The 22,896-nt window shown below is 67.8% G+C and carries 20 protein-coding genes; 8 read left to right on the top strand and 12 right to left on the bottom strand.

Going from position 1 to position 22,896, the window contains the following annotated elements; all coding sequences use genetic code 11:
• On the top strand, positions 1-505 hold a 505-nt coding region (locus RMP09_RS11800; protein ID WP_310566162.1), incomplete at its 5' end, for a dihydrodipicolinate synthase family protein.
• 45 nt (positions 506-550) lie between these two features.
• Positions 551-1,663 (top strand): outer membrane protein assembly factor BamC, encoded by a 1,113-nt coding sequence (gene bamC / locus RMP09_RS11795; protein ID WP_310566161.1) that lies wholly within the window; start codon positions 551-553, stop codon positions 1,661-1,663.
• 121 nt (positions 1,664-1,784) lie between these two features.
• Here the strand turns inward: bamC and RMP09_RS11790 are convergent, their stop codons facing one another.
• The 3 genes from RMP09_RS11790 to RMP09_RS11780 form a co-directional block, all read right to left on the bottom strand.
• On the bottom strand, positions 1,785-2,075 hold the full coding sequence (locus tag RMP09_RS11790; protein ID WP_310566160.1) for a hypothetical protein: 291 nt from the start codon (positions 2,073-2,075) through the stop codon (positions 1,785-1,787).
• Between the two features lie 246 nt (positions 2,076-2,321).
• Positions 2,322-2,828: a hypothetical protein gene (locus RMP09_RS11785; RefSeq protein WP_310566159.1), complete on the bottom strand. Its 507-nt coding sequence runs from the start codon at positions 2,826-2,828 to the stop codon at positions 2,322-2,324.
• Positions 2,829-2,850: 22 nt separating this feature from the next.
• Positions 2,851-4,002 carry a JmjC domain-containing protein gene (locus RMP09_RS11780; RefSeq protein ID WP_310566158.1) on the bottom strand — a complete coding sequence of 384 codons (1,152 nt, stop codon included), beginning with the start codon at positions 4,000-4,002 and terminating at the stop codon, positions 2,851-2,853.
• 14 nt (positions 4,003-4,016) lie between these two features.
• Here RMP09_RS11780 and RMP09_RS11775 point away from each other — a divergent pair, with 14 nt between their 5' ends.
• On the top strand, positions 4,017-4,562 hold the full coding sequence (locus RMP09_RS11775; RefSeq protein ID WP_310566157.1) for a peptidylprolyl isomerase: 546 nt from the start codon (positions 4,017-4,019) through the stop codon (positions 4,560-4,562).
• Between the two features lie 72 nt (positions 4,563-4,634).
• On the opposite strand, the gene dut is transcribed toward RMP09_RS11775, so the two are convergent.
• The 7 genes from dut to xseB form a co-directional block, all read right to left on the bottom strand.
• Entirely contained in the window at positions 4,635-5,084 is a 450-nt protein-coding gene (gene dut, locus RMP09_RS11770; RefSeq protein WP_310566156.1) for a dUTP diphosphatase, read from the bottom strand.
• 12 nt (positions 5,085-5,096) lie between these two features.
• Entirely contained in the window at positions 5,097-6,935 is a 1,839-nt protein-coding gene (locus RMP09_RS11765; RefSeq protein WP_310566155.1) for a TRAP transporter large permease subunit, read from the bottom strand.
• Between the two features lie 15 nt (positions 6,936-6,950).
• Positions 6,951-7,550, bottom strand: coding sequence for a TRAP transporter small permease subunit (locus tag RMP09_RS11760; RefSeq protein ID WP_310566154.1), 600 nt, complete (start codon positions 7,548-7,550; stop codon positions 6,951-6,953).
• Between the two features lie 164 nt (positions 7,551-7,714).
• Entirely contained in the window at positions 7,715-8,794 is a 1,080-nt protein-coding gene (locus RMP09_RS11755; RefSeq protein WP_310566153.1) for a TRAP transporter substrate-binding protein, read from the bottom strand.
• A 287-nt stretch (positions 8,795-9,081) separates the two neighbouring features.
• Entirely contained in the window at positions 9,082-10,986 is a 1,905-nt protein-coding gene (gene dxs, locus RMP09_RS11750) for a 1-deoxy-D-xylulose-5-phosphate synthase (RefSeq protein ID WP_310566152.1), read from the bottom strand.
• A gap of 16 nt (positions 10,987-11,002) precedes the next feature.
• Complete coding sequence (locus RMP09_RS11745; RefSeq protein ID WP_310566151.1) at positions 11,003-11,959, bottom strand: farnesyl diphosphate synthase; 957 nt, start codon at positions 11,957-11,959, stop codon at positions 11,003-11,005.
• Positions 11,956-12,213 (bottom strand): exodeoxyribonuclease VII small subunit, encoded by a 258-nt coding sequence (gene xseB / locus RMP09_RS11740; protein WP_310566150.1) that lies wholly within the window; start codon positions 12,211-12,213, stop codon positions 11,956-11,958. The genes RMP09_RS11745 and xseB overlap by 4 nt, the downstream gene beginning before the upstream one ends.
• 281 nt (positions 12,214-12,494) lie before the next feature.
• Between xseB and RMP09_RS11735 the strand changes: the two genes are divergently transcribed.
• The 5 genes from RMP09_RS11735 (at position 12,495) to RMP09_RS11715 (ending at position 20,831) form a co-directional block, all read left to right on the top strand.
• Complete coding sequence (locus RMP09_RS11735; protein ID WP_310566149.1) at positions 12,495-13,643, top strand: aromatic ring-hydroxylating dioxygenase subunit alpha; 1,149 nt, start codon at positions 12,495-12,497, stop codon at positions 13,641-13,643.
• A gap of 129 nt (positions 13,644-13,772) precedes the next feature.
• Positions 13,773-14,663, top strand: coding sequence for a DMT family transporter (locus RMP09_RS11730; RefSeq protein WP_310566148.1), 891 nt, complete (start codon positions 13,773-13,775; stop codon positions 14,661-14,663).
• A gap of 95 nt (positions 14,664-14,758) precedes the next feature.
• Complete coding sequence (locus RMP09_RS11725) at positions 14,759-15,634, top strand: sulfurtransferase (protein WP_310566147.1); 876 nt, start codon at positions 14,759-14,761, stop codon at positions 15,632-15,634.
• Positions 15,635-15,714: 80 nt separating this feature from the next.
• Entirely contained in the window at positions 15,715-18,270 is a 2,556-nt protein-coding gene (locus RMP09_RS11720) for a PAS domain S-box protein (protein ID WP_310566146.1), read from the top strand.
• A gap of 5 nt (positions 18,271-18,275) precedes the next feature.
• On the top strand, positions 18,276-20,831 hold the full coding sequence (locus RMP09_RS11715; RefSeq protein WP_310566163.1) for a PAS domain S-box protein: 2,556 nt from the start codon (positions 18,276-18,278) through the stop codon (positions 20,829-20,831).
• A 210-nt stretch (positions 20,832-21,041) separates the two neighbouring features.
• Here the strand turns inward: RMP09_RS11715 and RMP09_RS11710 are convergent, their stop codons facing one another.
• Positions 21,042-21,866 (bottom strand): ZIP family metal transporter, encoded by an 825-nt coding sequence (locus RMP09_RS11710; RefSeq protein WP_310566145.1) that lies wholly within the window; start codon positions 21,864-21,866, stop codon positions 21,042-21,044.
• A gap of 65 nt (positions 21,867-21,931) precedes the next feature.
• Positions 21,932-22,831, bottom strand: coding sequence for a dienelactone hydrolase family protein (locus tag RMP09_RS11705; protein WP_310566144.1), 900 nt, complete (start codon positions 22,829-22,831; stop codon positions 21,932-21,934).
• Positions 22,832-22,896: the final 65 nt, after the last annotated feature.

The raw sequence follows: 22,896 nt of genomic DNA, 5'->3' as shown, positions 1-22,896 counted from the left end.
CGGCGACCTGCCCATCGTCCTGTACAACGTGCCCGGCCGCAGCGTGGCCGACATGGCGGTGGACACCGCGCTGCGACTGGCGACCGTGCCCGGTATCGTCGGCATCAAGGAAGCCACCGGCAACATCGAGCGCGCGCAGTGGCTGATCCGCGAAGCCCCGGAAGGCTTTGCCATCTACTCCGGGGACGACCCGACCGCCGTGGCGCTCATGCTCTGCGGCGGCCAAGGCAACATCAGCGTGACCGCCAACATCGCGCCGCGCCTGATGCACGAATTGTGTGTGGCCGCCATCGCCGGCGACGTGCGCAAGGCCATGGACATTCAGCTGCGCCTGCTGCCGGTGCACAAGAACCTGTTCGTGGAAGCCAACCCCATCCCGCTCAAGTGGGCCATGGCCCGCATGGGCCTGTGCGGTGAAACCATGCGCCTGCCGCTGACCCCCATGACCCGTTCGCTGGAACCCCTGGTCGAAGGCGCGCTCCAATCCAGTGGCCTGCTGGCCTGAAACCCCTTCGCGTTCACCGCTTCACGCACCCGACAAGCCTTCCTCATGCACAACACCCGCACCCTGCCCCCCTTCGCCCGCCTGGGCCTGATCGCCGCGGCGGCCTTGCTTGCCTCGGGCTGCAGCGTGCTGCAGGAAGAGAAGATCGACTACAAGAGCGCCAAGCAGACCAGCACGCTGGACATCCCCCCCGACCTGACCCAGCTCAGCCGCGATGCGCGCTACCAGGTGCCCGGCTCGGTGGTCACCGCCAGCGGCTACCAGACCGCCCAGCCGGCCAGTTCGGCGACAGAGAACACCGCCGCCAGCCGCGTGGGCGACGTGCGCATCGAGCGCTCGGGCGACCAGCGCTGGCTGGTGGTGGACCGCCCCGCCGACAAGCTGTGGATCCCGGTCAAGGACTTCTGGCAGGACAACGGCTTCCTGCTCACGGTCGACCAGCAGTCGCTGGGCATCATGGAGACGGACTGGGCCGAAAACCGCGCCAAGCTGCCGCAAGACATCATCCGCCGCACCATCGGCAAGGCGTTCGAAAACCTCTACTCCACCGGCGAGCGCGACAAGTTCCGCACCCGGCTGGAACGCAACGCCGCTGGCGGCACCGAGATCTACATCTCGCACCGCGCCATGGAAGAGGTCTACTCCAGCGCCAGCAAGGACCAGACGATCTGGCAGCCGCGCCAGGCAGACCCGGCGCTGGAGAACGAGTTCCTGCGCCGCCTGATGCTCAAGCTGGGCGCCAGCGAAGTGCAGGCCCAGGCCGCCATCGCCGCCAACGTGCCCACCCAGACCACCGCGCGCGTGGCCACGGTGAACAACCAGCAGGTGGTGCAACTGGACGACGGTTTCGACCGCGCCTGGCGCCGCGTGGGCCTGTCGCTGGACCGCAGCGGCTTCACGGTGGAAGACCGTGACCGCGCGCAGGGTGTGTACTTCGTGCGCTACGTGGCCGAGACCAAGACGGCCGAGCAACCGGGTTTCTTCGCCCGCCTGTTCAGCAGCAACAAGACCAGCGCCGCGCCCGTCAAGTACCGCGTGCTGGTGCGCGCCGCTGGGGACAACAGCAGCACCGTGTCGGTGCTGGACGCACAGGGCCAGCCCGACGCGTCGGCCCCCGCCCAGCGCATCGTGCAGGTGCTAGCCGACGACCTGAAATAAAAAAAGACCCCACAGGGGCCTTTTCAGCTGGCCCATCGGTGGCCAGCAGACAACAAAAAAGCCGCTGTTTGCACAGCGGCTTTTTCACGTCCGGGCCGCGAGGCCCGGCACCCAGCAAAAATTACTGAGCGGGCTTGACAGCGGCCTTGGCAGCGTCAGCAGCGGCCTTGGCGGCGTCAGCAGCAGCACCGGCAGCGGCGCCAGCGGCGTCAGCAGCAGAACCAACGGCGGAAGCCGCTGCGCCGACGGCAGAAGCAGCAGCCTCAACGGCCGCAGGAGCCGAAGCAGCGGCAGCAGGCGCCTCAACAGCGGGAGCAGCAGCAGGCGCTTCCACGGGAGCTTCTTCCTTCTTGCCGCAGGCGGACAGGGCAACAGCGGCGAACAGGCTGGCGATCACGAGGGTCTTGTTCATGGCAATGATTCCAATGGGTGAGGTAAAAAAACGAACTAACTAACTAACGAAATCTTGATGCAGCCAAAAAAAAACCCGAATGGTGTATCCAGGCTTGGCTGATCCAGTCCAACCAACCGAGTTGTTCCGGTCTTCAGACTAGCCCATGATGATATCTTTTTCGGAGCATCCGTATTTACCCTCATCCACTTTTTCTTTTGCTCACAAGCAACTGTTGCAAAAAAGCAAACTCTTGAGCCTGCACCCTCAAAGCCCCAGCACGGTGGCCGCGAATCCGGGGCCTCCCCGGTGCCAGGCGGCGTCCAGCCGTTCGCGCAAGGCGACGCGCCGCACACCATCGCAGCTGCTCACGCCCGCGCAACGCAAGGGGTCCAGCCGCTCCAGCGTCCAGCCCGGTGACCAGATGGCACTGGGCAGTTCACCGGCGGCTGCACCCGACCAGACCTGCGCCTCCACCAGATGCGCCCAGGTCACCCGCCATTGCACAAAGCGGGGGTGTTGCAGGCGCACCGGGCCGTAGTCCTGCGCGAGCAGGCGCAGTTGACGCCCCCGACCGGCCCAGGCGTTGAGGGCCTCGACCACTTCGCGTTCGCCCAGCGGCCAGTCTGCGAAGTCGGCGTCGCTGAGCAGCAGGCTGGGCCAGCCTTCGCGCGCCGCGCAAGCGACGGCCTGCCTCACCAAGCCGACAAAGGCCTGACGTCCGACAAAACGCCCCTCCGGCAGTTGCGGATCGGATGACACAGGTTCCGTCATGTGGCGCTCCGGCTCGTGGCCCTCAATCGGCGTCGCAACGGTGCAGCCAGCCGGCGTCGAACCAGTCCTGCAGCAGGGTCTGGGCGTCGGTGCTGGCGCGCTGCACCTGGAGCGCACTGAGCCCGCGGCGATCGGCCAGTGCGCGCATCAGGCGGGCATCGGCACCACCGGCACGGAAGCTTTCGCCGTTGATGAAGACGTGCTTGTCGTCGTACATCATGCGGGTGCGGCGGTCCAGCCCCACGGCGCCCGGCGTCCAGCCGTGGCCGGGCTCTTCGAACCACACGCGCGGCTTGGGTTCGGTCATGACCTCGCCCAGCGCACAGGCCAACGAGGTGCGCTGCGCCAGCAGGCGCTGCAGGCCGTCGGCCGCAAACGCCTCCAGCGCAGGGGGCATGGCCGCCGGCGTGTCGGTGGCGGCTTGGTCGGGGTCGCGATAGAGCGTGGCATCGTCGAATTCGTCGGCCATGCGCTGCAGCAATTCACCCGCCAGGCCGCCGCGCTGCGGCACGCGAAAGCCCATGGAATAGGTCATGCAGTCGTCGCCCACGGCCACGCCGTCGTGCGCCCAGCGTGGGGGCAGGTAGAGCATGTCGCCGGGGCCGAGCAGGTGCTCTTGCTCGGGTTCGAAATGGCTCAGGATCTTGAGCGGCACATCGGGTTCGAGCGACAGGTCTTTCTGGCGGCCGATGCGCCACAGGCGCTGGCCGCTGGCCTGCAGCAGGAACACGTCGTAGCTGTCGAAGTGCGGGCCCACGCCGCCGCCGTCGCTGGCCCAGGAAATCATGAGGTCGTCCAGCCGCGCGTCGGGCACGAAGCGGAAGCGGCTGAGCAGTTCGTGGGCGGCGTCCAGGTGCAGGTCCACGCCCTGCACCAACAAAGACCAGCGTTTTTGCTTGAACGGCGGGAAGGCGGTGCGCGCGAAGGGGCCGTGCTTGAGCGACCAGCCGCTGGGCTTGTGCACGATCAGGCGCGACTCGACCGATTCCTCGCCGGCCAGGGCGAACAGCTGCGGGCGGGTGAGCAGAGGTTCGCAGCCCGGGAAGGCGTTGCGGATGAGCAGCGGCTTTTTCTGCCAGTAGCGGCGCATGAACTGCTGGGGCGAGAGGCCGCCGAGCATCTGGCGCGGGGCATCGACGGGGCTGGGGGTGCTGGAGGGGGGTGCGGAGGTCATGGGACAATTGTCGGATGAAAATCACGGAACAATGCGTCGTGGCACTGACCTGGACGCTCAAAGACACGCTGGGTGAAGAGCTGGACATGCTCGACGAACCGGTCGAATTCCTGGTCGGCGGCAACGACCTGCTGGCCAGCCTGGAGCAGGCGCTGCAGGGACACGAACCCGGCGAAACCCTGGAACTGCAACTGGAGCCGCAAAACGCCTTTGGCGATTACGACGACCGCCTGCTGTTCCTGGAACCACGCCACCTGTTTCCGGAACACATCGAAGAAGGCATGGGTTTCGAGGGCTTGCCCGAAGGGTGCAACCCGGCCGCACCGAAGGACCGGCTGTACTTCATCAGCGACATCTACCCGGATCACGTGGTGCTGGATGGCAACCACCCCCTGGCCGGCATGGCGCTGCGCATCCAGCTCAAGGTCCACAGCGTGCGCGAAGCCGAGGTCAGCGAAGTGGGCCGCGGCACGCTGGGCACGGGGTTCTTCCGCATGCAGGTCGATGGCGGGGACGACGGGACCGATGCAGCACCCGGCGCCCGCCCGACCCTGCACTGAAGGCCATTCCATCCCATAAAAAAAGGGCTGCGTGAGCAGCCCTTTTTTTGTTGCCACCGCCACCTGGGCGGATCAGCGCGTGCCGGTGGATCCGTAGCCACCGGCGCCGCGTTCGCTGGCGGCGGCGAAGTCGTCCACCACATTGAACGTGGCCTGCACCACCGGCACGATGACCATCTGCGCGATGCGCTCCATGGGCTCGATGGTGAAGGCCACGTCGCTGCGGTTCCAGGCGCTGACCATCAGCTGGCCCTGGTAGTCGCTGTCGATCAGGCCGACCAGGTTGCCCAGCACGATGCCGTGTTTGTGGCCCAGCCCGGAGCGCGGCAGGATCATGGCGGCAAAGCCGGGGTCGGCCAGGTGGATGGCCAGCCCCGTGGGCACCAGTTGCCAGGCGTTGGGGGCCAGGGTCAGGGGCGCATCCAGACAGGCGCGCAGGTCCAGCCCGGCGCTGCCGGTGGTGGCATAGGCCGGCAGCTGCGCGGCCATGCGCGGGTCGAGGATCTTGACGTCGATCTGCATGCGGGAGCCCTCTCAATTGGCCGGCTTGGCTTCCTTGGCCGCTTCTTCCAGCGCCTTCATCGGATCGTCCTCGGCAGCGGCGGCAGGGTCGGCGGCTTCTTCGGCCTGCGTGCCGGCCCCTTGCATGCCCGCGGTCGGGTCGGTTTCTTCCGCGCTCGGCTCTTGGCCCTCCATGCCCGGCATGTTGTTGAGCATGTCGGACACGGCGGCGTCGTCCACCTTCACGGAGGCCTCGACGTTGCCGGTCACCAGCGTGGGGTACGCGATCACGGCGGCCACCATGATCAGCTGCAGAACGATGAAGGCGATCGAGCCCTTGTAGATCTGCGCCGTGGTGACAGCCGGGATGCGCTGCTTGGTGACGTGGTCGGTGTAGTCGTTGCGCGCGGCCACGCTGCGCAGGTAGAACAACGCAAAACCGAAGGGCGGCGTGAGGAAAGAGGTCTGCAGGTTCATGGCCAGGATGATGCCGAACCAGATCAGCGCCATCTCGGGCGGCGCACCTTCGGGCAACAGTTGCGGCAGCAGCTTTTCGGCCACCGGCGCCAGCATGGGCACCACGATGAAGGCGATCTCGAAGAAGTCGATGAACATGCCCAGCACAAAGACCAGCAGGTTCACGATGATCAGGAAGCCCATCGCACCACCGGGCAGCTGGACGAACAGGTGCTCGACCCAGAAGTGGCCATCGGCCGCGTTGAAGGTGAAGCTGAACACCGTCGAGCCGATCAGGATCGACAGCACAAAGATCGCCAGCTTGGTGGTGTTCTCGGCCGCCTGCTTCATCAGGTCGACCCCCAGGCGCCGGCGCGCGGCGGCCATGATGATCGCACCCAGCGCGCCCATGGCGCCGCCTTCGGTCGGTGTCGCGATGCCCAGGAAGATGGTGCCCAGCACCAGGAAGATCAGCACCAGCGGCGGGATCAGCACAAAGGTGACCTGCTCGGCCAGCTTGGACAGCAGCCCCATCCGCGTGACACGGTTGACGATGGCCAGGGCCAGGGCCAGCAGCGAAGCCACGGTGATGGACAGGATGACCACCTCATCGCCGGCGGCCGGCATCTCGCGGCCGATCATGGGGCCGATGATGGCGTTGTGGTTTTGCGACCAGATGTAGCCCGCCACGCCACAGATGGCCAGCAGGGCCAGCAGCGAACGGTGGCCGCTGGCGCCGTTTTCCTCACGGTAGATGCGGGCTTCCTGCGGCAGCGCCGGCACCCAGTCGGGCTTGATGATCGCCACGGCGGCAATGAAGGCCAGGTACAGGCCCACCAGCATCAGGCCGGGCAGCAGACCGCCGGCGTACATGTCGCCCACCGAACGGCCCAGCTGGTCGGCCAGCACGATCAGCACCAGCGAGGGCGGAATGGCCTGTGCCAGCGTGCCCGAGGCGGTGATGGTGCCGGTGGCGATGGTGCGGTTGTAGCCGTAGCGCAGCATGATAGGCAGCGAGATCAGGCCCATGGAGATGACAGCGGCGGCGACCACGCCCGTGGTGGCGGCGAGCAGCGCGCCCACCAGGATCACGGCCACGGCCAGACCGCCGCGCACCGGACCAAACACCTGGGCCACGGTTTCCAGCAGGTCCTCGGCCATTCGGCTGCGCTCAAGGATGATGCCCATGAAGGTGAAGAACGGGATGGCCAGCAGGGTGTCGTTCTGCATGATGCCGAAGACCCGCAGCGGCAGGGCCTGGAACAGGTTGGACGGGAAGAGTCCGACCTCCATGCCAACGAAGCCGAAGAACAGACCGGTGGCCGCCAGCGAGAAGGCCACGGGGAAGCCCATCAGCAGGAACACCAGCAAGCCGGTGAACATGAGGGGCACGAAATTGGATGCGATGAATTCCATGATCGGGCGCTCCTTTTATTGCGCAGCCTTGAGGCGCTGCTGTTCTTCTTCCAGCAGTTGCTGGGCCAGGAGCTCTTCGTCGCTCGGACCTTCGTGGGCGAGCACGTCGGGGCCGTTGCCGGTGAGGAAGGCGATGCGCTTGATGAGTTCACTCAAGCTCTGCAGCGCCAGCAGGGCAAAACCTGCGGGGATCAGGGCAAAGACCGGCCAGCGGATCAGGCCACCGGCGTTGGACGACATTTCGCCCGAATTCAGCGCGTTCATGAACAGCGGCCAACCCAGCGTGGCCATCATGTAGCACAGCGGAAAAACGAACACCACGATGCCACCGACGTCCACCCAGTTGCGGCCACGGGCGCTGAATTTTGATGAGAGAAAGTCGATGCGCACATGGGCGTTGCGCAGGAAGGCGTAGCCGCTGCCGAGCATGAAGACCGCGGCAAACAGGTACCACTGGATTTCCAGGAACGCGTTGGAGCTGGTGTCAAAGATCTTGCGCACGATGGCGTTGCCGGCGCTGATGAGTGTGGTGGCGAGCACGAACCACATGGCCAGCTGGCCGATGCGGTTGGTCAGTGCGTCGATGAGACGGGAGAGTTTGAGCAGGAAAGACATGGTGGAACCCCACGGATGATGGGTATCGGCGATACCGGGCGGCAGTCTAGCGAAGACCCGCGCCCAGGGCTGAAAGCGCGCTGACGGGCGGGTGTGCCCGTCAGCCTGCTGCGAAAAAAACCCCGCGGTCGCGGGGCTCTTCGCTGACGCAATCGGTGAACCGATTACAGCTTGGCCGACTGCATGTAGCGGTCGAAGGTGGACTCGGTGAACCGGGCCCACAGGTTGGCGTCCTTGCGGAAAGCCGAGTAGTCGCCGTAGATCTTCTTCCAGGCGGGGTTGCTGTCGTTGAGTTCGGCGTACAACGCCATCGACTCCTTGAAGGCCAGGTCCATCACAGCCTTGGGGAAAGGCAGGACCTTGGCGCCGTTGGCCACCAGGCGCTTGAGGGCGGCCGGGTTGCGCGCGTCGTAGCGGGCCTGCATTTCGGTGTGGGCGTACGAAGCAGCAGCCTCGACGATGGCCTGGTTTTCCTTCGACAGCGCGTTGAACGCGGCCTTGTTGATGAAGAAGTCCAGCTGGGCGCCGCCTTCCCACCAGCCAGGGTAGTAGTAGTTCTTGGCAACTTTGTAGAAGCCCAGCTTCTCGTCGTCGTACGGACCGACCCATTCGGTGGCGTCGATGGTGCCCTTTTCCAGCGCCTGGTAGATCTCGCCACCGGGGATGTTCTGCGGCACACCGCCCATGCGGGTCAGCACCTTGCCGGCGAAGCCGCCGATGCGCATCTTCAGGCCCTTGATGTCGGCCGTGGTCTTGATTTCCTTGCGGTACCAGCCGCCCATCTGGGCACCGGTGTTGCCGCCCGGGAAGTTGACGATGTTGTACTGGTCGTAGAACTCGCGCATCAGCTTCATGCCGTTGCCGTCGTAGAACCACGCGGTCAGCTGGCGGCTGTTCAGGCCGAAGGGGATGGCGGTGCCGATGGCGAACACATCGTTTTTGCCGAAGAAGTAGTACGGCGCCGTGTGGGCCATTTCGACCGTGCCTTGCTGCACGCCATCGACCACACCGAACGGAGGCATCAGTTCACCACCCGGGTGGACCGACACGGTGAACTTGCCACCCGACATGGCATTGACCTTCTGGGCGAACACTTCGGCAGCGCCATAAATGGTGTCCAGCGCCTTGGGGAAGCTGGACGCCAGGCGCCAGCGGATGGCGGCCTGCGCGTGCACCGCTGGCGCGGCACCGGCGGCCAGCACGCCGGCAATGCCGGCATGCTTGATGAGGGAACGACGATCCATGTTGTATGACTCCGTGGTTGGTTCTTCACACCCGCTCCGGGCAGGAACGGGGACTTGCGACAGTCCGGGCCATTGTAGGAAGGCGTTACCCTCAGCCACCCTGCGGGTTTTCCCTTGCGGATGGCGCCTGCTGCGGCAGCCTTCAGCCTCCTGCAAGCTTGCGAGCGCGCATCTGAAAATAGCGTCACACAGGCGTTGAAATTTCTTCACGCCGACACCAGGGCGGCGTGCGCAGGCGGCGTGAAAAAAGCCCGGCGAGGCCGAGCGACATGAGCAGCTTGTGCCGCTCAGGCCACCACTTTGAGTCCGGGTGCGCCGTCGAGCAGCGCGGCGAAGCGCGCACGCACCGAGCGTTCGATGCCGGCCGCGTCCAGGCCTTCGGCGGCCAGCAGCTTGGCCGGGTCGCCGTGTTCGATGAAGGTGTCGGACAGCCCCAGGTTGAGCACGGGCAGGTTCAGGCCCTCGGCCTGCAGGGCTTCGAGCACGGCGCTGCCGGCGCCGCCCATCACGCAGCCCTCTTCCACCGTCACCAATGCCTGGTGGGTCTGCGCCAGCTCGCGCAGCAGGTCCAGGTCCAGCGGCTTGGCCCAGCGCATGTTGGCCACGCTGGCGCCCAGCGGTTCGCCCGCGGCCAGCGCCGGGTACAGCAGCGAGCCGAAGGCCAGGATGGCCACGCCCCGGCCACGGCGGCGCAGTTCGCCCTTGCCGTACGGCAGGCCGTCCAGGCTGGCGGGCACCGCGGTGCCCACGCCGGCGCCGCGCGGGTAGCGCACGGCCACCGGGTGGTTCTGCGCGTGCGCGGTGCTCAGCAGCTGGCGCGTCTCGGCCTCGTCGGCCGGGCAGGCGATCGCCATGTTCGGGATGCAGCGCAGGTAGGCGATGTCGTAGGCGCCCGCGTGGGTGGCGCCGTCGGCGCCGACCAGGCCCGCACGGTCGAGTGCAAACACCATGGGCAGGTTCTGCAGCGCCACGTCGTGGATCAGCTGGTCGTAGGCGCGTTGCAGGAAGGTGGAGTAGATCGCCACCACCGGCTTGAGGCCTTCACAGGCCAGGCCGGCGGCGAAGGTGACGGCGTGCTGTTCGGCGATGCCGACGTCGAAGTAGCGGCCGGGGAAACGTTTGTGGAACTCGACCATGCCCGAACCTTCGCGCATGGCCGGCGTGATGCCCACCAGCTTCGGGTCGACGGCGGCCATGTCGCACAGCCACTGCCCGAACACCTGAGTGAAGGTCGGCTTGGGCGGCGTGGCCGGCTTGACCAGACCCACGGCCGGGTCGAACTTGCCGGGGCCGTGGTAGGCCACCGGGTCGGCCTCGGCCAGCTTGTAGCCCTGGCCTTTTTTGGTGACCACGTGCAGGAACTGCGGGCCCTCGCCGGCGTCGAGCAGCTGGCGCACGTTTTCCAGGGTGGGGATGAGGGAATCGAGGTCGTGGCCGTCGATGGGGCCGACGTAGTTGAAGCCGAACTTCTCGAACAGCGTGGCCGGCACCACCATGCCCTTGGCGTGTTCCTCCAGGCGCTTGGCCAGCTCGAACAGAGGCGGCGCGCCCTTGAGCACGGTCTTGCCCACGTTCTTGGCGGCGGCGTAGAACTGGCCGCTCATGAGCTGCGCCAGGTAGCGGTTGAGCGCGCCCACCGGCGGCGAGATCGACATGTCGTTGTCGTTGAGCACCACCAGCAGGCGGCCGTGCTCGACGCCGGCGTTGTTCAGCGCCTCGAAGGCCATGCCGGCGGTCATGGCACCGTCGCCGATGATGGCCACGGCGTGGCGGCTCTCGCCCTTCATCTTGGCGGCCAGCGCCATGCCCAGTGCAGCCGAGATGCTGGTGGAGGAGTGGCCGACGCCGAAGGTGTCGTACTCGCTCTCGTCGCGGCGCGGGAAGCCGCTGACCCCGCCGAGCTGGCGCAGGGTGTGCATGCGGTCGCGCCGGCCGGTCAGGATCTTGTGCGGATAGGTCTGGTGACCCACGTCCCAGACCAGCCGGTCTTCGGGCGTGTTGAAGACGTAGTGCAGCGCCACGGTGAGTTCGACCGTGCCCAGGTTGGAGCTGAGGTGCCCGCCGGTCTGGGAGACGCTGTCGAGCACGTACTGGCGCAGCTCGTCGGCCAGGGGGCGCAGCTGCGCGCGGCTGAGGCGGCGCAGGTCGGCCGGCGATTCGATGGTGGGCAGCAGGTGGCTCATGGCGGGCATGCGGTGGGACCGTGGTTCAGCTGGCGCGCTGGCCGACCCAGTCGGCCAGCGCGTGCAGGGTGTCGGTGTGGGGCAGACCGCTGCGGCGCAGGGCTGCGTGCGCCTGGTCGAGCACGCGGTCGGCATAGGCCTGGGCGGCGTCCAGCCCCATCAGGGCCACGAAAGTGGGTTTGTCGGCGGCGGCGTCCTTGCCGGCGGTCTTGCCCAGCGTGGCCGAATCGGCGGTCACGTCCAGCACATCGTCCACCACCTGGAAGGCCAGGCCCAGCGCAGCGCCGTAGACGGCCAGCTGCTCGCGGGCCTCGGCCGTCAGGGGGCCGGTGCTGGCGCCCATCATCACGCTGGCCTGCAGCAGGGCGCCGGTCTTGAGGCGGTGCATGGCTTCGAGCGCGGGCTGGTCCAGCGCCACGCCCACACTGGCGAGGTCCACCGCCTGGCCGCCGGCCATGCCGTCGGCACCGGCGGCCAGGGCCAGCTGGCGGCACAGGGACACGGCCATCGCATCGGGCACCGAACCATCACCAGGCAACAGCAGTTCAAACGCCAGCGCCTGCAGCGCGTCGCCCACCAGCAGGGCCTGGGCTTCGCCGAAGCGAACGTGCACGGTGGGTTTGCCCCGGCGCAGCACGTCGTTGTCCATGCAGGGCATGTCGTCGTGCACCAGCGAATAGGCGTGGATCAGTTCCAGGGCACAGCCCACGCGCAGGGCCACCGCAGCCTGGCCCCCCACCGCCTCGCAGGCGGCCAGCGCCAGCAGCGGGCGCAGGCGCTTGCCGCCGTCGAGCACGGCGTAGCGCATGGCTTCACCGAGGCCGGCCGGTGCGTCCGAACGGACCCAGGCCGACAGGGCCTGTTCGATCACGGCTTGTTGCGCCGCACGCCAGGCGGCAAAGTCGACCGCGCCCACGGGTGTACCTACGCCCTCCGGGCTGCGGCGCGAGCTGGCTTGGGAACGGTCCTGCACGTCGCTCATGCGCCGTCCCAGGGTTTGAGTTCGCCGGCTTCGAGCACCTTGATCTGGTTCTCCACCGCCTCCAGGCGGGCCCGGCAGAACGCCAGCAGCTCGGCGCCGCGCTGGTAGCGCACCAGCAGCTGGTCCAGCGGCAGCTGGCCAGCGTCCAGCTGGGCCACCAGTTGCTCCAGTTCCTGCAGGGCGGCTTCGTAACTGGGCGCGACCTCGGCGCCGGTGCGGGCGCGAGGGGCTTTGGCTGGAGGTGATGAGGTCATGCAGGGTTCGGGTGTGGGGCGGCCGCCCCGTCTGGACGAACCTGGGATTTTAGCCGGCCCCTCTCTGCGCAGCGCACACCCGCCGGCCCGCAGGGAGAATGCCGCGGCGCCCCCACATGCCACCCCCCGGGTACAATCCGGCCTCTTTTTTTCTTGTTCAACTGACGGGTCTCACACACCCGGAGGGACGCAGCACTTCCACCCTTCCCGCGCAGATCGTTCACTCGTTCAAGCGCTTCACCCTGCCCCTTCATAGGGGGAGTCTTTAGGTCAAGACCACCATGTCTGATTTGAGTCTTCAACTCCAGCAGGCCGAAAGCCAACTTCCGGTTTCCAGCTACTTCGACGAGGCCTTGTTCCGCAGGGAACTTGACACGATCTTTCAACGCGGGCCCCGCTACGTGGGGCATGCCAACGCGGTGCCCGAGCTGGGCGACTATTACGCCCTGCCGCATGAGGGTGAAGGCCGGGCGCTGGTGCGCACCGCCAACGGGGTGGAGCTGGTCTCCAACATCTGCCGCCACCGCCAGGCCGTGATGCTCAAGGGCCGCGGCAACCTGGGCCACAACGCCAAGGGCCACAGCGGCGGCCAGATCGTCTGCCCGCTGCACCGCTGGACCTATTCGGGCGGCCAGACCGCCAACAGCCAGCTCGGCAACCTGCTGGGTGCGCCGCACTTTGCCCACGACCCCTGCGCCGACCTGCAGCGCTACCCGCTGCGCGAGTGGAACGGCCTGCTGTTCGAGGACAACGGCCGCGACATCGCCGCCGACCTGGCCGGCATGGGCCCGGCGTCCACGCTGAGCTTCGAGGGCATGGTGCTGGGCCATGTGGAACTGCACACCTGCGACTACAACTGGAAGACCTTCATCGAGGTCTATCTGGAGGATTACCACGTCGAGCCCTTCCACCCCGGTCTGGGCAACTTCGTGACCTGCGATGACCTGGAATGGGAGTTCAAGCCCGAGTACTCGGTGCAGACGGTGGGCATCCAGAACCTGCTCAAGTCGGGCAGCCCGACGTACCAGAAGTGGCACGAGGTGCTGATGCAGTACCGCAACGGCGAGCTGCCGGCGCAGGGCGCGGTCTGGCTGACCTACTACCCGCACATCATGGTCGAGTGGTACCCGCATGTGCTGACCGTCTCGACCCTGCACCCGATCAGCGTCGACAAGACACTGAACATGGTGGAGTTCTATTACCCCGAAGACATCGCCGCCTTCGAGCCCGAGTTCATGCAGGCGCAGCGCGCCGCCTACATGGAGACCTGCATCGAAGACGACGAGATCGCCGAGCGCATGGACGCCGGCCGCAAGGCGCTGCAGATGCGCGGCGTCAGCGAAGTCGGCCCGTACCAGAGCCCGATGGAAGACGGCATGCAGCACTTCCACGAGTGGTACCGGAACAAGTTCCCCCCTGCGCCGCGTTGATGGAATTCCCCCGCGCCGCCTGCGGCGTCACCCCCCAAGGGGCGGCGCCAGCGGCCGGGCAAAGCCCGTTCCGCGGCACCCCTGGGATGAAAACATCTCACCGACCACATCCCATCTGAAAGTCAATTGATGCAAGCCCTGTGGATGCTGCTGGCGTCGCTGTTTTTCGCGACCATGGGGGTGTGCATCAAGTTCGCTTCGGTGCACTTCAACAGTTTCGAGATCGTCACCTACCGCGGCCTGGTGGGCGTGATCTTCCTGATCGGCTTCACACGCGCCCGGGGCATTTCGCTGCGCACCGCCGTGCCCATGATGCACGTCTGGCGCAGCCTGGTCGGCACCATTTCGCTCACCGCCTGGTTCTACGCGATCGCCGTGCTGCCGCTGGCCACGGCCATGACGCTCAACTACATGAGCAGCGTCTGGATCGCCACCTTCCTGCTCGGCGGCGCGCTGCTCATGCAGGGGCGGGGCGCGCCCATGCGCCAGCAAGGGCCGCTGTTCCTCACGGTGCTGGCCGGCTTTGCCGGCGTGGCCATGATGCTGCGCCCCACACTGGCGCCCGACCAGCTGATCGGCGCCATCGTGGGCCTGTTCTCGGGGCTGTTCGCCGCGCTGGCCTACCTGCAGGTGGCGTCGCTGGCGCGTGCGGGTGAGCCCGAGACCCGCACCGTGTTCTATTTCTCCATCGGCGCCGTGCTGGCCGGGCTGCTGGGCATGGTCTTCGTGGGCGCCTCGCCCTGGACCTGGCCGGCCGCCCTGTGGCTGCTGCCCATCGGCCTGTTGGCGCTGGGCGGCCAGCTGTGCATGACACGCGCCTACGCCAGCGGCGCCACCCTGGTGGTGGCCAACCTGCAGTACTCGGGCATCGTGTTCGCCGGTGTGCTGGGCATCGTGGTGTTCGGCGACCGCATGCCCCTGATCGGCTGGCTGGGCATGGCCCTGATCATCGCCAGCGGCATCACCGCGACCTGGCTGCGCGCCCGCGCCGTGCCCAACGCGCCGGCCGAAGAGCACTGAACACCCGCACACCGGCCGGCGCCGGGTGCACTGCGTCACGGGTGAAAACCTTTGCTGTATTGGGGGCACCGGGGGCCTCCCGCACAATGCGCCGCATGTACCCACTGCTCATATCCGTCCCCCAGCTGCAGACACTGATGACCGGGGATGCCCCGCCGCTGGTGTTCGACTGCAGCTTCGACCTGATGAACCCCGACGCCGGCCCCGAACAGCACCGGCAGGCCCACATCCCGGGCGCGCGCCACGTGCACCTGGACCACGACCTCTGCGCACACGACGGCGCGCCCCGCAGCAGCGGCGGGCGCCACCCGCTGCCCACGCGCGAGGCTTTTGCCGCCTGGCTGGCCGCCGCCGGCCTGAACGCCGGCCAGCAGGTGGTGGTGTACGACCGCCAGGGTGTGAACTACTGCGGCCGCCTGTGGTGGATGCTCAAGTGGTGTGGGCACGACGCCGTGGCCGTGCTCGACGGCGGCTTTCAGGCCTGGCAGGCGGCCGGCGCGCCGGTCGCCTGCGGTGAGGAACCGGCGACCGCCGCCACCGGAAGCTTCGTGCTGCAGCCGTCCGTGGCCGCCACCGCCGACACCCGCGGCATCGCCCGCCGGCTGGGCACACCCGGCCAGACACTGATCGACGCGCGCGGTGCACCGCGCTTTCGCGGCGAGGTCGAGCCGCTGGACCCGGTGGCCGGGCACATTCCGGGCGCCCTCAACCGCCCGTTCGCCGACAACCTGGGGCCCGACGGCCGCTTCAAGCCCGCGGCACAGCTGCGCGCCGAATTCGAAGACCTGCTGGCCGGCCGCGACCCGGCCAGCGTCACGCACCACTGCGGCAGCGGCGTGAGCGCCGTGCCCAACCTGCTGGCCATGGAACTGGCCGGCCTGGGGCGCACGGCCCTGTACCCCGGCAGCTGGAGCGAGTGGTGCAACACCCCCGGTCTGCCCTGCGCCCAGGGTCAAGTTTGCGCCGCATGAGCCGATGCCAGAGGATGGCCTGAAAAGGATTTGCGCCCACCCCCCGCGCCCACTGGCGCCGCCGGCGCGCCGCCCAACCCGTGACAGAACCCATCCACATTCCGTCGATGGAGCCCGACAGGGCCATCCACCAAACGACGCTCAAAGCCATTGCGCTGCTGATCGGTGTGGCCGCGACCGTGCTCGTTCCATTGGTGTACCTGAGCAGCACCAACCCGTTGGAGGTCTGGGCGACCGGGCTGGTGGCGGCGATCGGCTGGATGGCCTATGGGCTGGTGCGCCGGGGCTACACCCGCTACATGCCACATCTGATGGTGTATTCGGTGCTGATGGCGGCCAACCTGGCGGTGCTGGCCTATGGCTCGGTGCGTGCCGCGTCGGGCTTTGTGTTCGTGGCCGCGGTCGCGGGGGCCGGCGTTCTCCTGAGCCGCACCGCGTTGGTGGGTTCGGTGGTCTTCAGCGTGGCGTCGCTGGGAGCGTTGACGCTGGCTGAAATCCAGGGCTGGCTGCACCCCCCCAACTTCAACGTCGGCGTCAAGGTCTGGATCACCCACGCCACGGTCCTGATCGTGGTGGCCATCCTGGTCTTCTACAGCCGCTCACGGGCCGAAGCAGCCTTCCAGCGGCAGCTGGAAGAACTGGCCCTGCGCAAGCGCACCGAGCAGGAACGCGACCGCAGCCTGGACCGCTTTGTCCGCATTTTCCGCAACAGCCCCAGCCCGATGATGGCGCAGTCGGCCCGCGACGGCATGATCCTGGACGTCAACCCCGCGTTCGAGCGGTGTTACGGCTACCCGCACCAGCAGGTGCTGGGCCAGCCCGATCACGTGCTCTGGGCCGATCTGGCGCAGCGCAGCGCCTACCTGGAACAGCTGGCCGAGCACCGCCGCACCGACCGGGTGGCCGCACGCGGCCGGCGCGCCGACGGCAGCGAATTCGACGCGCAGGTCTCCAGCGAGATGAGCGACGACCCCGGCGACCGGCTGGTGATCACCACCATCATCGACGTGAGCGCGCAGAACGAGGCCATGGAGCGGCTGCGCACGTCCGAAGAGCGCTTTGCCAAGGCCTTCAACTTCAGCCCGCTGAAGATGACCATCACGCGGCTGAGCGACGGAAAGATCGTTGAAGTCAACCAGCCCCGGGACCCCGTGCAGGGCCTGGGCCGTGCCGATCTGCTGGGCAGGACCACGCTGGAAACGGGCAGCTGGCTGCGCCCGGCGGACCGACAGGCCTTTGTGGGCCGTCTGCAAGCCCAGGGCTATGTGAGCGGCTACGAAACCCGCATGCGGCATGCCGATGGCAGCGTGATCGACGCCAAGATGTGGGCCGAACGCATCGAGATCGACGGCGAGGACTGCATCCTGTCCTGCTTCGTCAACACCTCCGAAGAAAAGCGCCGCGAAGCCCAGCTGCTCGCGCTCACCCGCGGCATGGCCGGGCTCAGCGGCGACGCGCTGCTCCAGGCCCTCACCCTGCACATGGCGCAGGCCATCGGGGCCGACATGGTCACCGTGAGCGAACTGCGCACCGACCGCCGCTTGTGCGCGCTGGTGGTCTGGAAGGACGGCGGCAGCGGCCGCATCGCCAGCGTCGACCTGGACGGCACCCCCTGCGCCGAGGCCCTGAACCAGCCCGAACTCTGCGTTCACGAAAACGGGCTCGCTCAGCGGTTCCCACACGACAGGGCACGGGCCGACGAGGGTTGGCAGGCCTATGCGGGCCAATCGCTGCGCGACGAGGACGGCACCCCCATCGGGGTGCTCAACGCGTTCTGGCGCCGCCCGGTGCAGCTGTCCAACGACACCCGGGCGCTCGTGGCCATCTTTGCCAGCCGGGCCAACGCCGAGCTGGTGCGCCTGCGCCGCGACCGCGAGATCCTGCGCCTGAACAGCTCGCTGGAAGAGCGTGTGCGCCAGCGCACCGCCGAACTGCACAAACTCAACGCCGAACTCGACTCGTTCGCGTATTCGGTCTCGCACGACCTGAAGTCGCCATTGCGCGCCATCGACGGCTTCACCCAGTTGCTGCAGGAGTCGCTGGACGGGCGGCTGCACGCACACGAGGCCGAGCTTTTCGGCCGTGTGCTCGCCAGCACCCACCGCATGAGCGCGCTGATCGCCGACCTGCTGGCGCTGGCCCGCGTCAGCCAGGGCCCGCTGCAACGCGGCCCGGTGGACCTGAGCGCGCTGGCGCTGCAGGTCCTGCAAGCCGAGCAAGACAAACACCCCGGCCGCGTCCTGCGCTGGCAGGTGGCGCCGGGCCTGCACGCGCAGTGCGACACGCGGCTGGCCCGCATCGCGCTGGAGAACCTGCTGGGCAACGCCGTGAAGTACACCCGCGACCAGCCCGAAGCGGTGATCGCGTTCGGCCTGCACCCGGCGGCCCAGGGCGACGTGGGCGACTTCTTCGTGCGCGACAACGGCACCGGCTTTGACATGGTCCACGCCGACCAGCTGTTCAAACCCTTCCAGCGCCTGCACATGCCCAGCAGCGGCTTCGAAGGCACCGGCATCGGGCTGGCCACGGTGCGCCGCATCGTTGAACGCCACGGTGGGCGCATCGAAGGTTTCTCCCGACCGGGGCAGGGCGCCGAGTTCCGCTTCTCGCTGTCACCCGCCACCACACCCCCGTGAACCGCATGATGCCCACCGACAACCCGCGAGCACCCGACCTGCCCCCAAATCTGCAGCAATACCAGGAGCGGTCGCTGCTGGCCCTGCTGATCTGCATCTGCGTGGCGGGTCCGTTCGTCTCCCTTGGCGTCTACCTGCGCGACGGCGTGGTCCCGCTGACCTGGGTGGGGATCGCACTGACCCTGTGCACCTATGGCCTGCTGCTCTTGTATCTGAAAGGCCCACGGCAGCTGGCGGCGACGCTGCTGATCTACCTGCTGATCATCGCGTCCGGTGCGGCCACCGCAGCCCATGGCTCGGTGCGCAGCGCAGCCACCCTGGTCTTGATGGTGGCCGTGGTGGGCGCCGGGGTGCTGCTCTCGCGGCGCGCCATGATCATCAGTGCGGTCCTGAGCATCGTGTTGCTGGCGGCGCTGAACCTGGCGGAAAACGCTGGCATGTTGCCGACACCGACGACCCGCACCGGCTGGGCGATCTGGATCACCCAGAGCGTGGTGCTCATCAGTCTGGCCGTTACCGTCAACTTCGGCCGGCGGCACCTGCTGGATGCCTACCGCGGCCAGAACATCACGCTGGAACATGCACGCGAGGTTGAACACCTGCTGCGCCTGAGCCAGGCGCGCTTTCAGGCACTGTTCCGCAGCACGCCGGCCGCCACGCTGGTGCAGCGGCTGCCCGCGGGCGAGGTGATCGACGTCAACGATGCCTTCATCCGCATGTTCGGGCACAACCATGCCGAACTGCTGGGCCGGACCAGTCCGAATTTCTGGGCCCACCCCTCCGAACGCCAGGCCTTTCGCGACGCCTTGCAGCGCGACGGCCGGGTGCACAACCTGCAGGCACTCGGCGTGCGCCAGAGCGGCGAGACCCTCGACGTGCGCATCTATTCCGAAATCGTCCACGACGGCGCCGAGCAGATCGTCATCACCATGGTGCTGGACGTTAGCACGGAAACCGCGTCCCGGCGCGCGCTGGAGGTGTCGGAGGAACGCTTCTCCAAAGCCTTCAACTTCAGCCCGCTGGGCATGACCATCACGCGCCTGAGCGACGGGCGCTTCATGGAAGTGAACCCGGCCAACGAACGCGTGCTGGGCTACACCCGCGCCGACTTCGAAGGCAGGACCGCGACCGAAGCCGGCGTGTGGGTCGACGAGACGGACCGCCTGGCCTTCGTGCAGCTGCTGCTGGCCCAAGGGGGCCGGCTGGAACAGTACGAAACGCGCATGCGCAGCAAGGCCGGCCGCGTGGTGCCGGTGCGCATCTGGTCCGAGACCATCGAGATCGAGGGCGAACCCTGCGCCCTGGCCTTCACGCTGAACATGGAGGCCGACAAACACCGCGAAGCCCTGTTGCTGGAGATGGCGCAAGGCGTTTCAGGGGCCACCGGCGAAGCGTTCTTCCGCTCGCTGGTGACGCACCTGGCCCGCACCCTGGAAGCCGACGTGGTCCTCGTCGGCGAGCTGGACACGCCCGAGACGGTGCGGGCGGTCGCGGCCTGGTCGGCCGGCGACATCGTGCCCAACCTGCATTACCCCGTCGCCAACACCCCCTCGGCGCACACCTTGGGCGTGGTCTCCGGCTGCCACTTCGTCGGCCAGCTGCGCCGCGACTTCCCGAACGACCACGTCGCCATGGACCGGGGCTGCGACAGCTACCTGGGCATGGCCCTGCGCGACGAAGACGGCAGCCCCATCGGCATTCTCAAGGCGCTGTGGAAAAGCCCCCGGCCCCTCACGCCCGACATGCAGGCGCAGATGACCATCTACGCCAGCCGCTGCACCGCCGAACTGCTGCGCCTGCGCCGCGACCGCGAGATCCGCAAGCTGCAGGACACGCTGGAGCAGCGCGTGCAGGCGCGCACCGCACAGCTCGAATACCTCAACCGCGAACTCGACTCGTTCGCCTACACCGTCTCGCACGACCTGAAGTCGCCGCTGCGCTCCATCGACGGCTTCAGCCACCTGCTGCGCGAGCAGATGGACGCACGCCTGAACGACGACGACCGCGACATGTTCGACCGCATCGACACGTCGGTGCAACGCATGAGCAGCCTGATCACCGACCTGCTGGCGCTGGCGCGCGTGAGCCAGGGCAGCCTGCAGCGCATGGACGTGAACCTCAGCGAGCTGGCCGAGGACGTGATCCGCCAGGAACGCCACCGCGACCCGACCCGCATCGTGCAGGTGAAGATCGCCCCGGGCCTCAAGGCCAATTGCGACGCGCGCATGGCCCACATCGTGCTGGAAAACCTGCTGGGCAACGCCTGGAAATACACCCGCCACCAGCCCGCCGCCACCATCGAGCTGGGCGCCGTGCAGCGCCCGCCCGGCCAGCCCGCGGTGTTCTTCGTGCGCGACAACGGCGCGGGCTTTGACATGGCGCGCGCCGAACGCCTGTTCAAGCCCTTCAACCGCCTGCACGCGGCCAGCGAATTCGAGGGCTCGGGCGTGGGCCTGGCCACGGTGCGCCGCATCCTGGAACGTCACGGCGGCCACATCCGCGGCGAGGGCGAGGTGGGCAAGGGATCGGTGTTCGAGTTCTCGTTCGGCAGCGCGGATTGACCCCCCCGCGCCGCCTGCGGCGTCACCCCCCAGGGGGCGGCACTGGCGGCCCGGCCTGAGCCTGTCGAAGGGCGGTTCCACGGTGCCCTGGACCCAACGCCCCTCCGGCGCGCAGTGTCTGCGTCGAGGATGCGGTGGAACCGGCTTTGCCGGGCCACTCGCATCGCCCCCTGGGGGGTGACGCCGCAGGCGGCGCAGGGGGAAACCTGCTCAGTGCCCGCCGTGGGCCAGGCCGCTGACCAGCGTCACCAGCGCAATGCCGGCCGCCAGCCACAGCACCTGGCCCACCGTGTCGCGCAGGCCCAGGCGCTTTTGCAGCTGCGGGATCAGGTCCGCCAGCGCCACATAGACGAAGCTGCTGGACGCGGCCACCAGGAAATACGGCAGGAAGTCGCTGAGCCGCCCCAGCAGAAAATAACCCACCAGCCCCCCCAGCGCCGTGACGGTGCCGGCCAGCGACACCTTGACCAGGGCCGCGCGCCGCGTCCCGGAGCTCTGCTGCAGCACCACCAGATCGCCCATGTGGTGCGGCACCTCGTGCGCCAGCACCGCCAGCGCGGTCACCACACCCAGGCGCATGTCGGCCACGAAGGCCGAGGCGATCAGGATGCCGTCGCCAAACGCGTGCACGCTGTCGCCCGCCAGCACCGCCCAGCCGCCCGCGCGCCGCTCGCTGCCGTGGTGGTGGTGATGGCCGTGTGCGTGCCCGGCGTGCGCATGGCCGGCGTGGTCGTGACCGCCGTGCGCCGTGTCCTGGTGGTGTTCATGGCCGTGGTGCCACAGCTCGGCCTTGTCGAGCAGGAAGAAAAACACCAGCCCGCCCAGCAGCAGCGCGAACAGGTCCTTGGCCTCGGCCTCGCTGTTGAACGCCTCGGGCAACAGATGCATGAAGGCGGTGGCCATCAGCGCGCCGGCCGCCATGCTGAGCATGTGCTGGGTGTACCGCGCCAGCATGGCAAAGCCCAGCAGGGCCGCCAGCCAGACGCTGCCCACGCCGGCGGCCACGGTTCCAAGCAGGATTGCGATCAGGGTCATGTCGTTCGTTCATCAAGCAAAAAGGGCCGCAAACGCGGCCCTGGGATGCGGTGCGCGCCGGTGGGTCAGACCACACCGTGCTGCTGGAACCAGGCCAGCGCCCGCTTCCAGCCGTCTTCGGCCGCCTCCTTGCGAAAGCTCGGCCGGTAGTCCGCGTGGAAGGCGTGCGGTGCCTCCGGGTACACCACAAAGGTCGATGCCCGGGCCGCCGCACTGCCGGCCGCCAGGGCGGTTTTCATCTTATCAACCGTGTCAAGCGGTATGCCGGTGTCGGCCCCGCCGTACAGCCCCAGCACCGGGCCGTGCAGCTGCGCCACCAGGTCCACCGGGTTGCGCGGGCTCAGCTCGTTCGGGTTGCCCACCAGGCGCCCGTACCAGGCCACCGCGGCTTTCACGTTCGGGTTGTGCGCGGCGTACAGCCAGGTTTGGCGCCCGCCCCAGCAAAAACCCGTCACGCCCAGCTTCTTCGTGTCGCCACCGTTGGCCGCCGCCCAGGCCACCGTGGCATCCAGGTCGCCCATCACCTGCGCGTCGGGCACCTTGGCAATCACCTCGGCGATCAGCTTGGCCATCTCGCCGTAACTCTGGGCATCGCCCTGGCGCACGAACAGCTCGGGCGCGATGGCCAGGTAGCCGGCCCTGGCGAAGCGGCGCGCCGTGTCGGCGATGTACTCGTGCACGCCAAAAATCTCAGACAGCACCAGCACCACCGGCAGCCCGGTCTTGCCAGCGGGCGCGGCGCGGTAGGCCGGCATGGCAAAGCCCTTGACGTCGATGGTCACGTCGCCGGCCACCAGCCCGTCGGCCGGCGTCTTGATGGCCGTCTGCGCCAGCGTGGGCAGCACCGACGCGGCGTACCCCACGCCGATGGCAGCCTTGAGCGCCGTGCGGCGCGTGGCGCCCGCTTCGGTCGATCGGCCCGGCAGCAGCGCGGACAGGTCCTGGGTCTGGGATGGATTGAGCATGCGTCGTCTCCTGTGGGGGTGGTGGAAAACACGACTGACCGTGCAGCACCGTCAAAGTTCAAACC

The sequence above is a fragment of the Hydrogenophaga sp. genome, assembly GCF_031426985.1.
Taxonomy (GTDB): domain Bacteria; phylum Pseudomonadota; class Gammaproteobacteria; order Burkholderiales; family Burkholderiaceae_C; genus Hydrogenophaga.
This window is presented reverse-complemented; position numbering and strand designations above follow the sequence as displayed.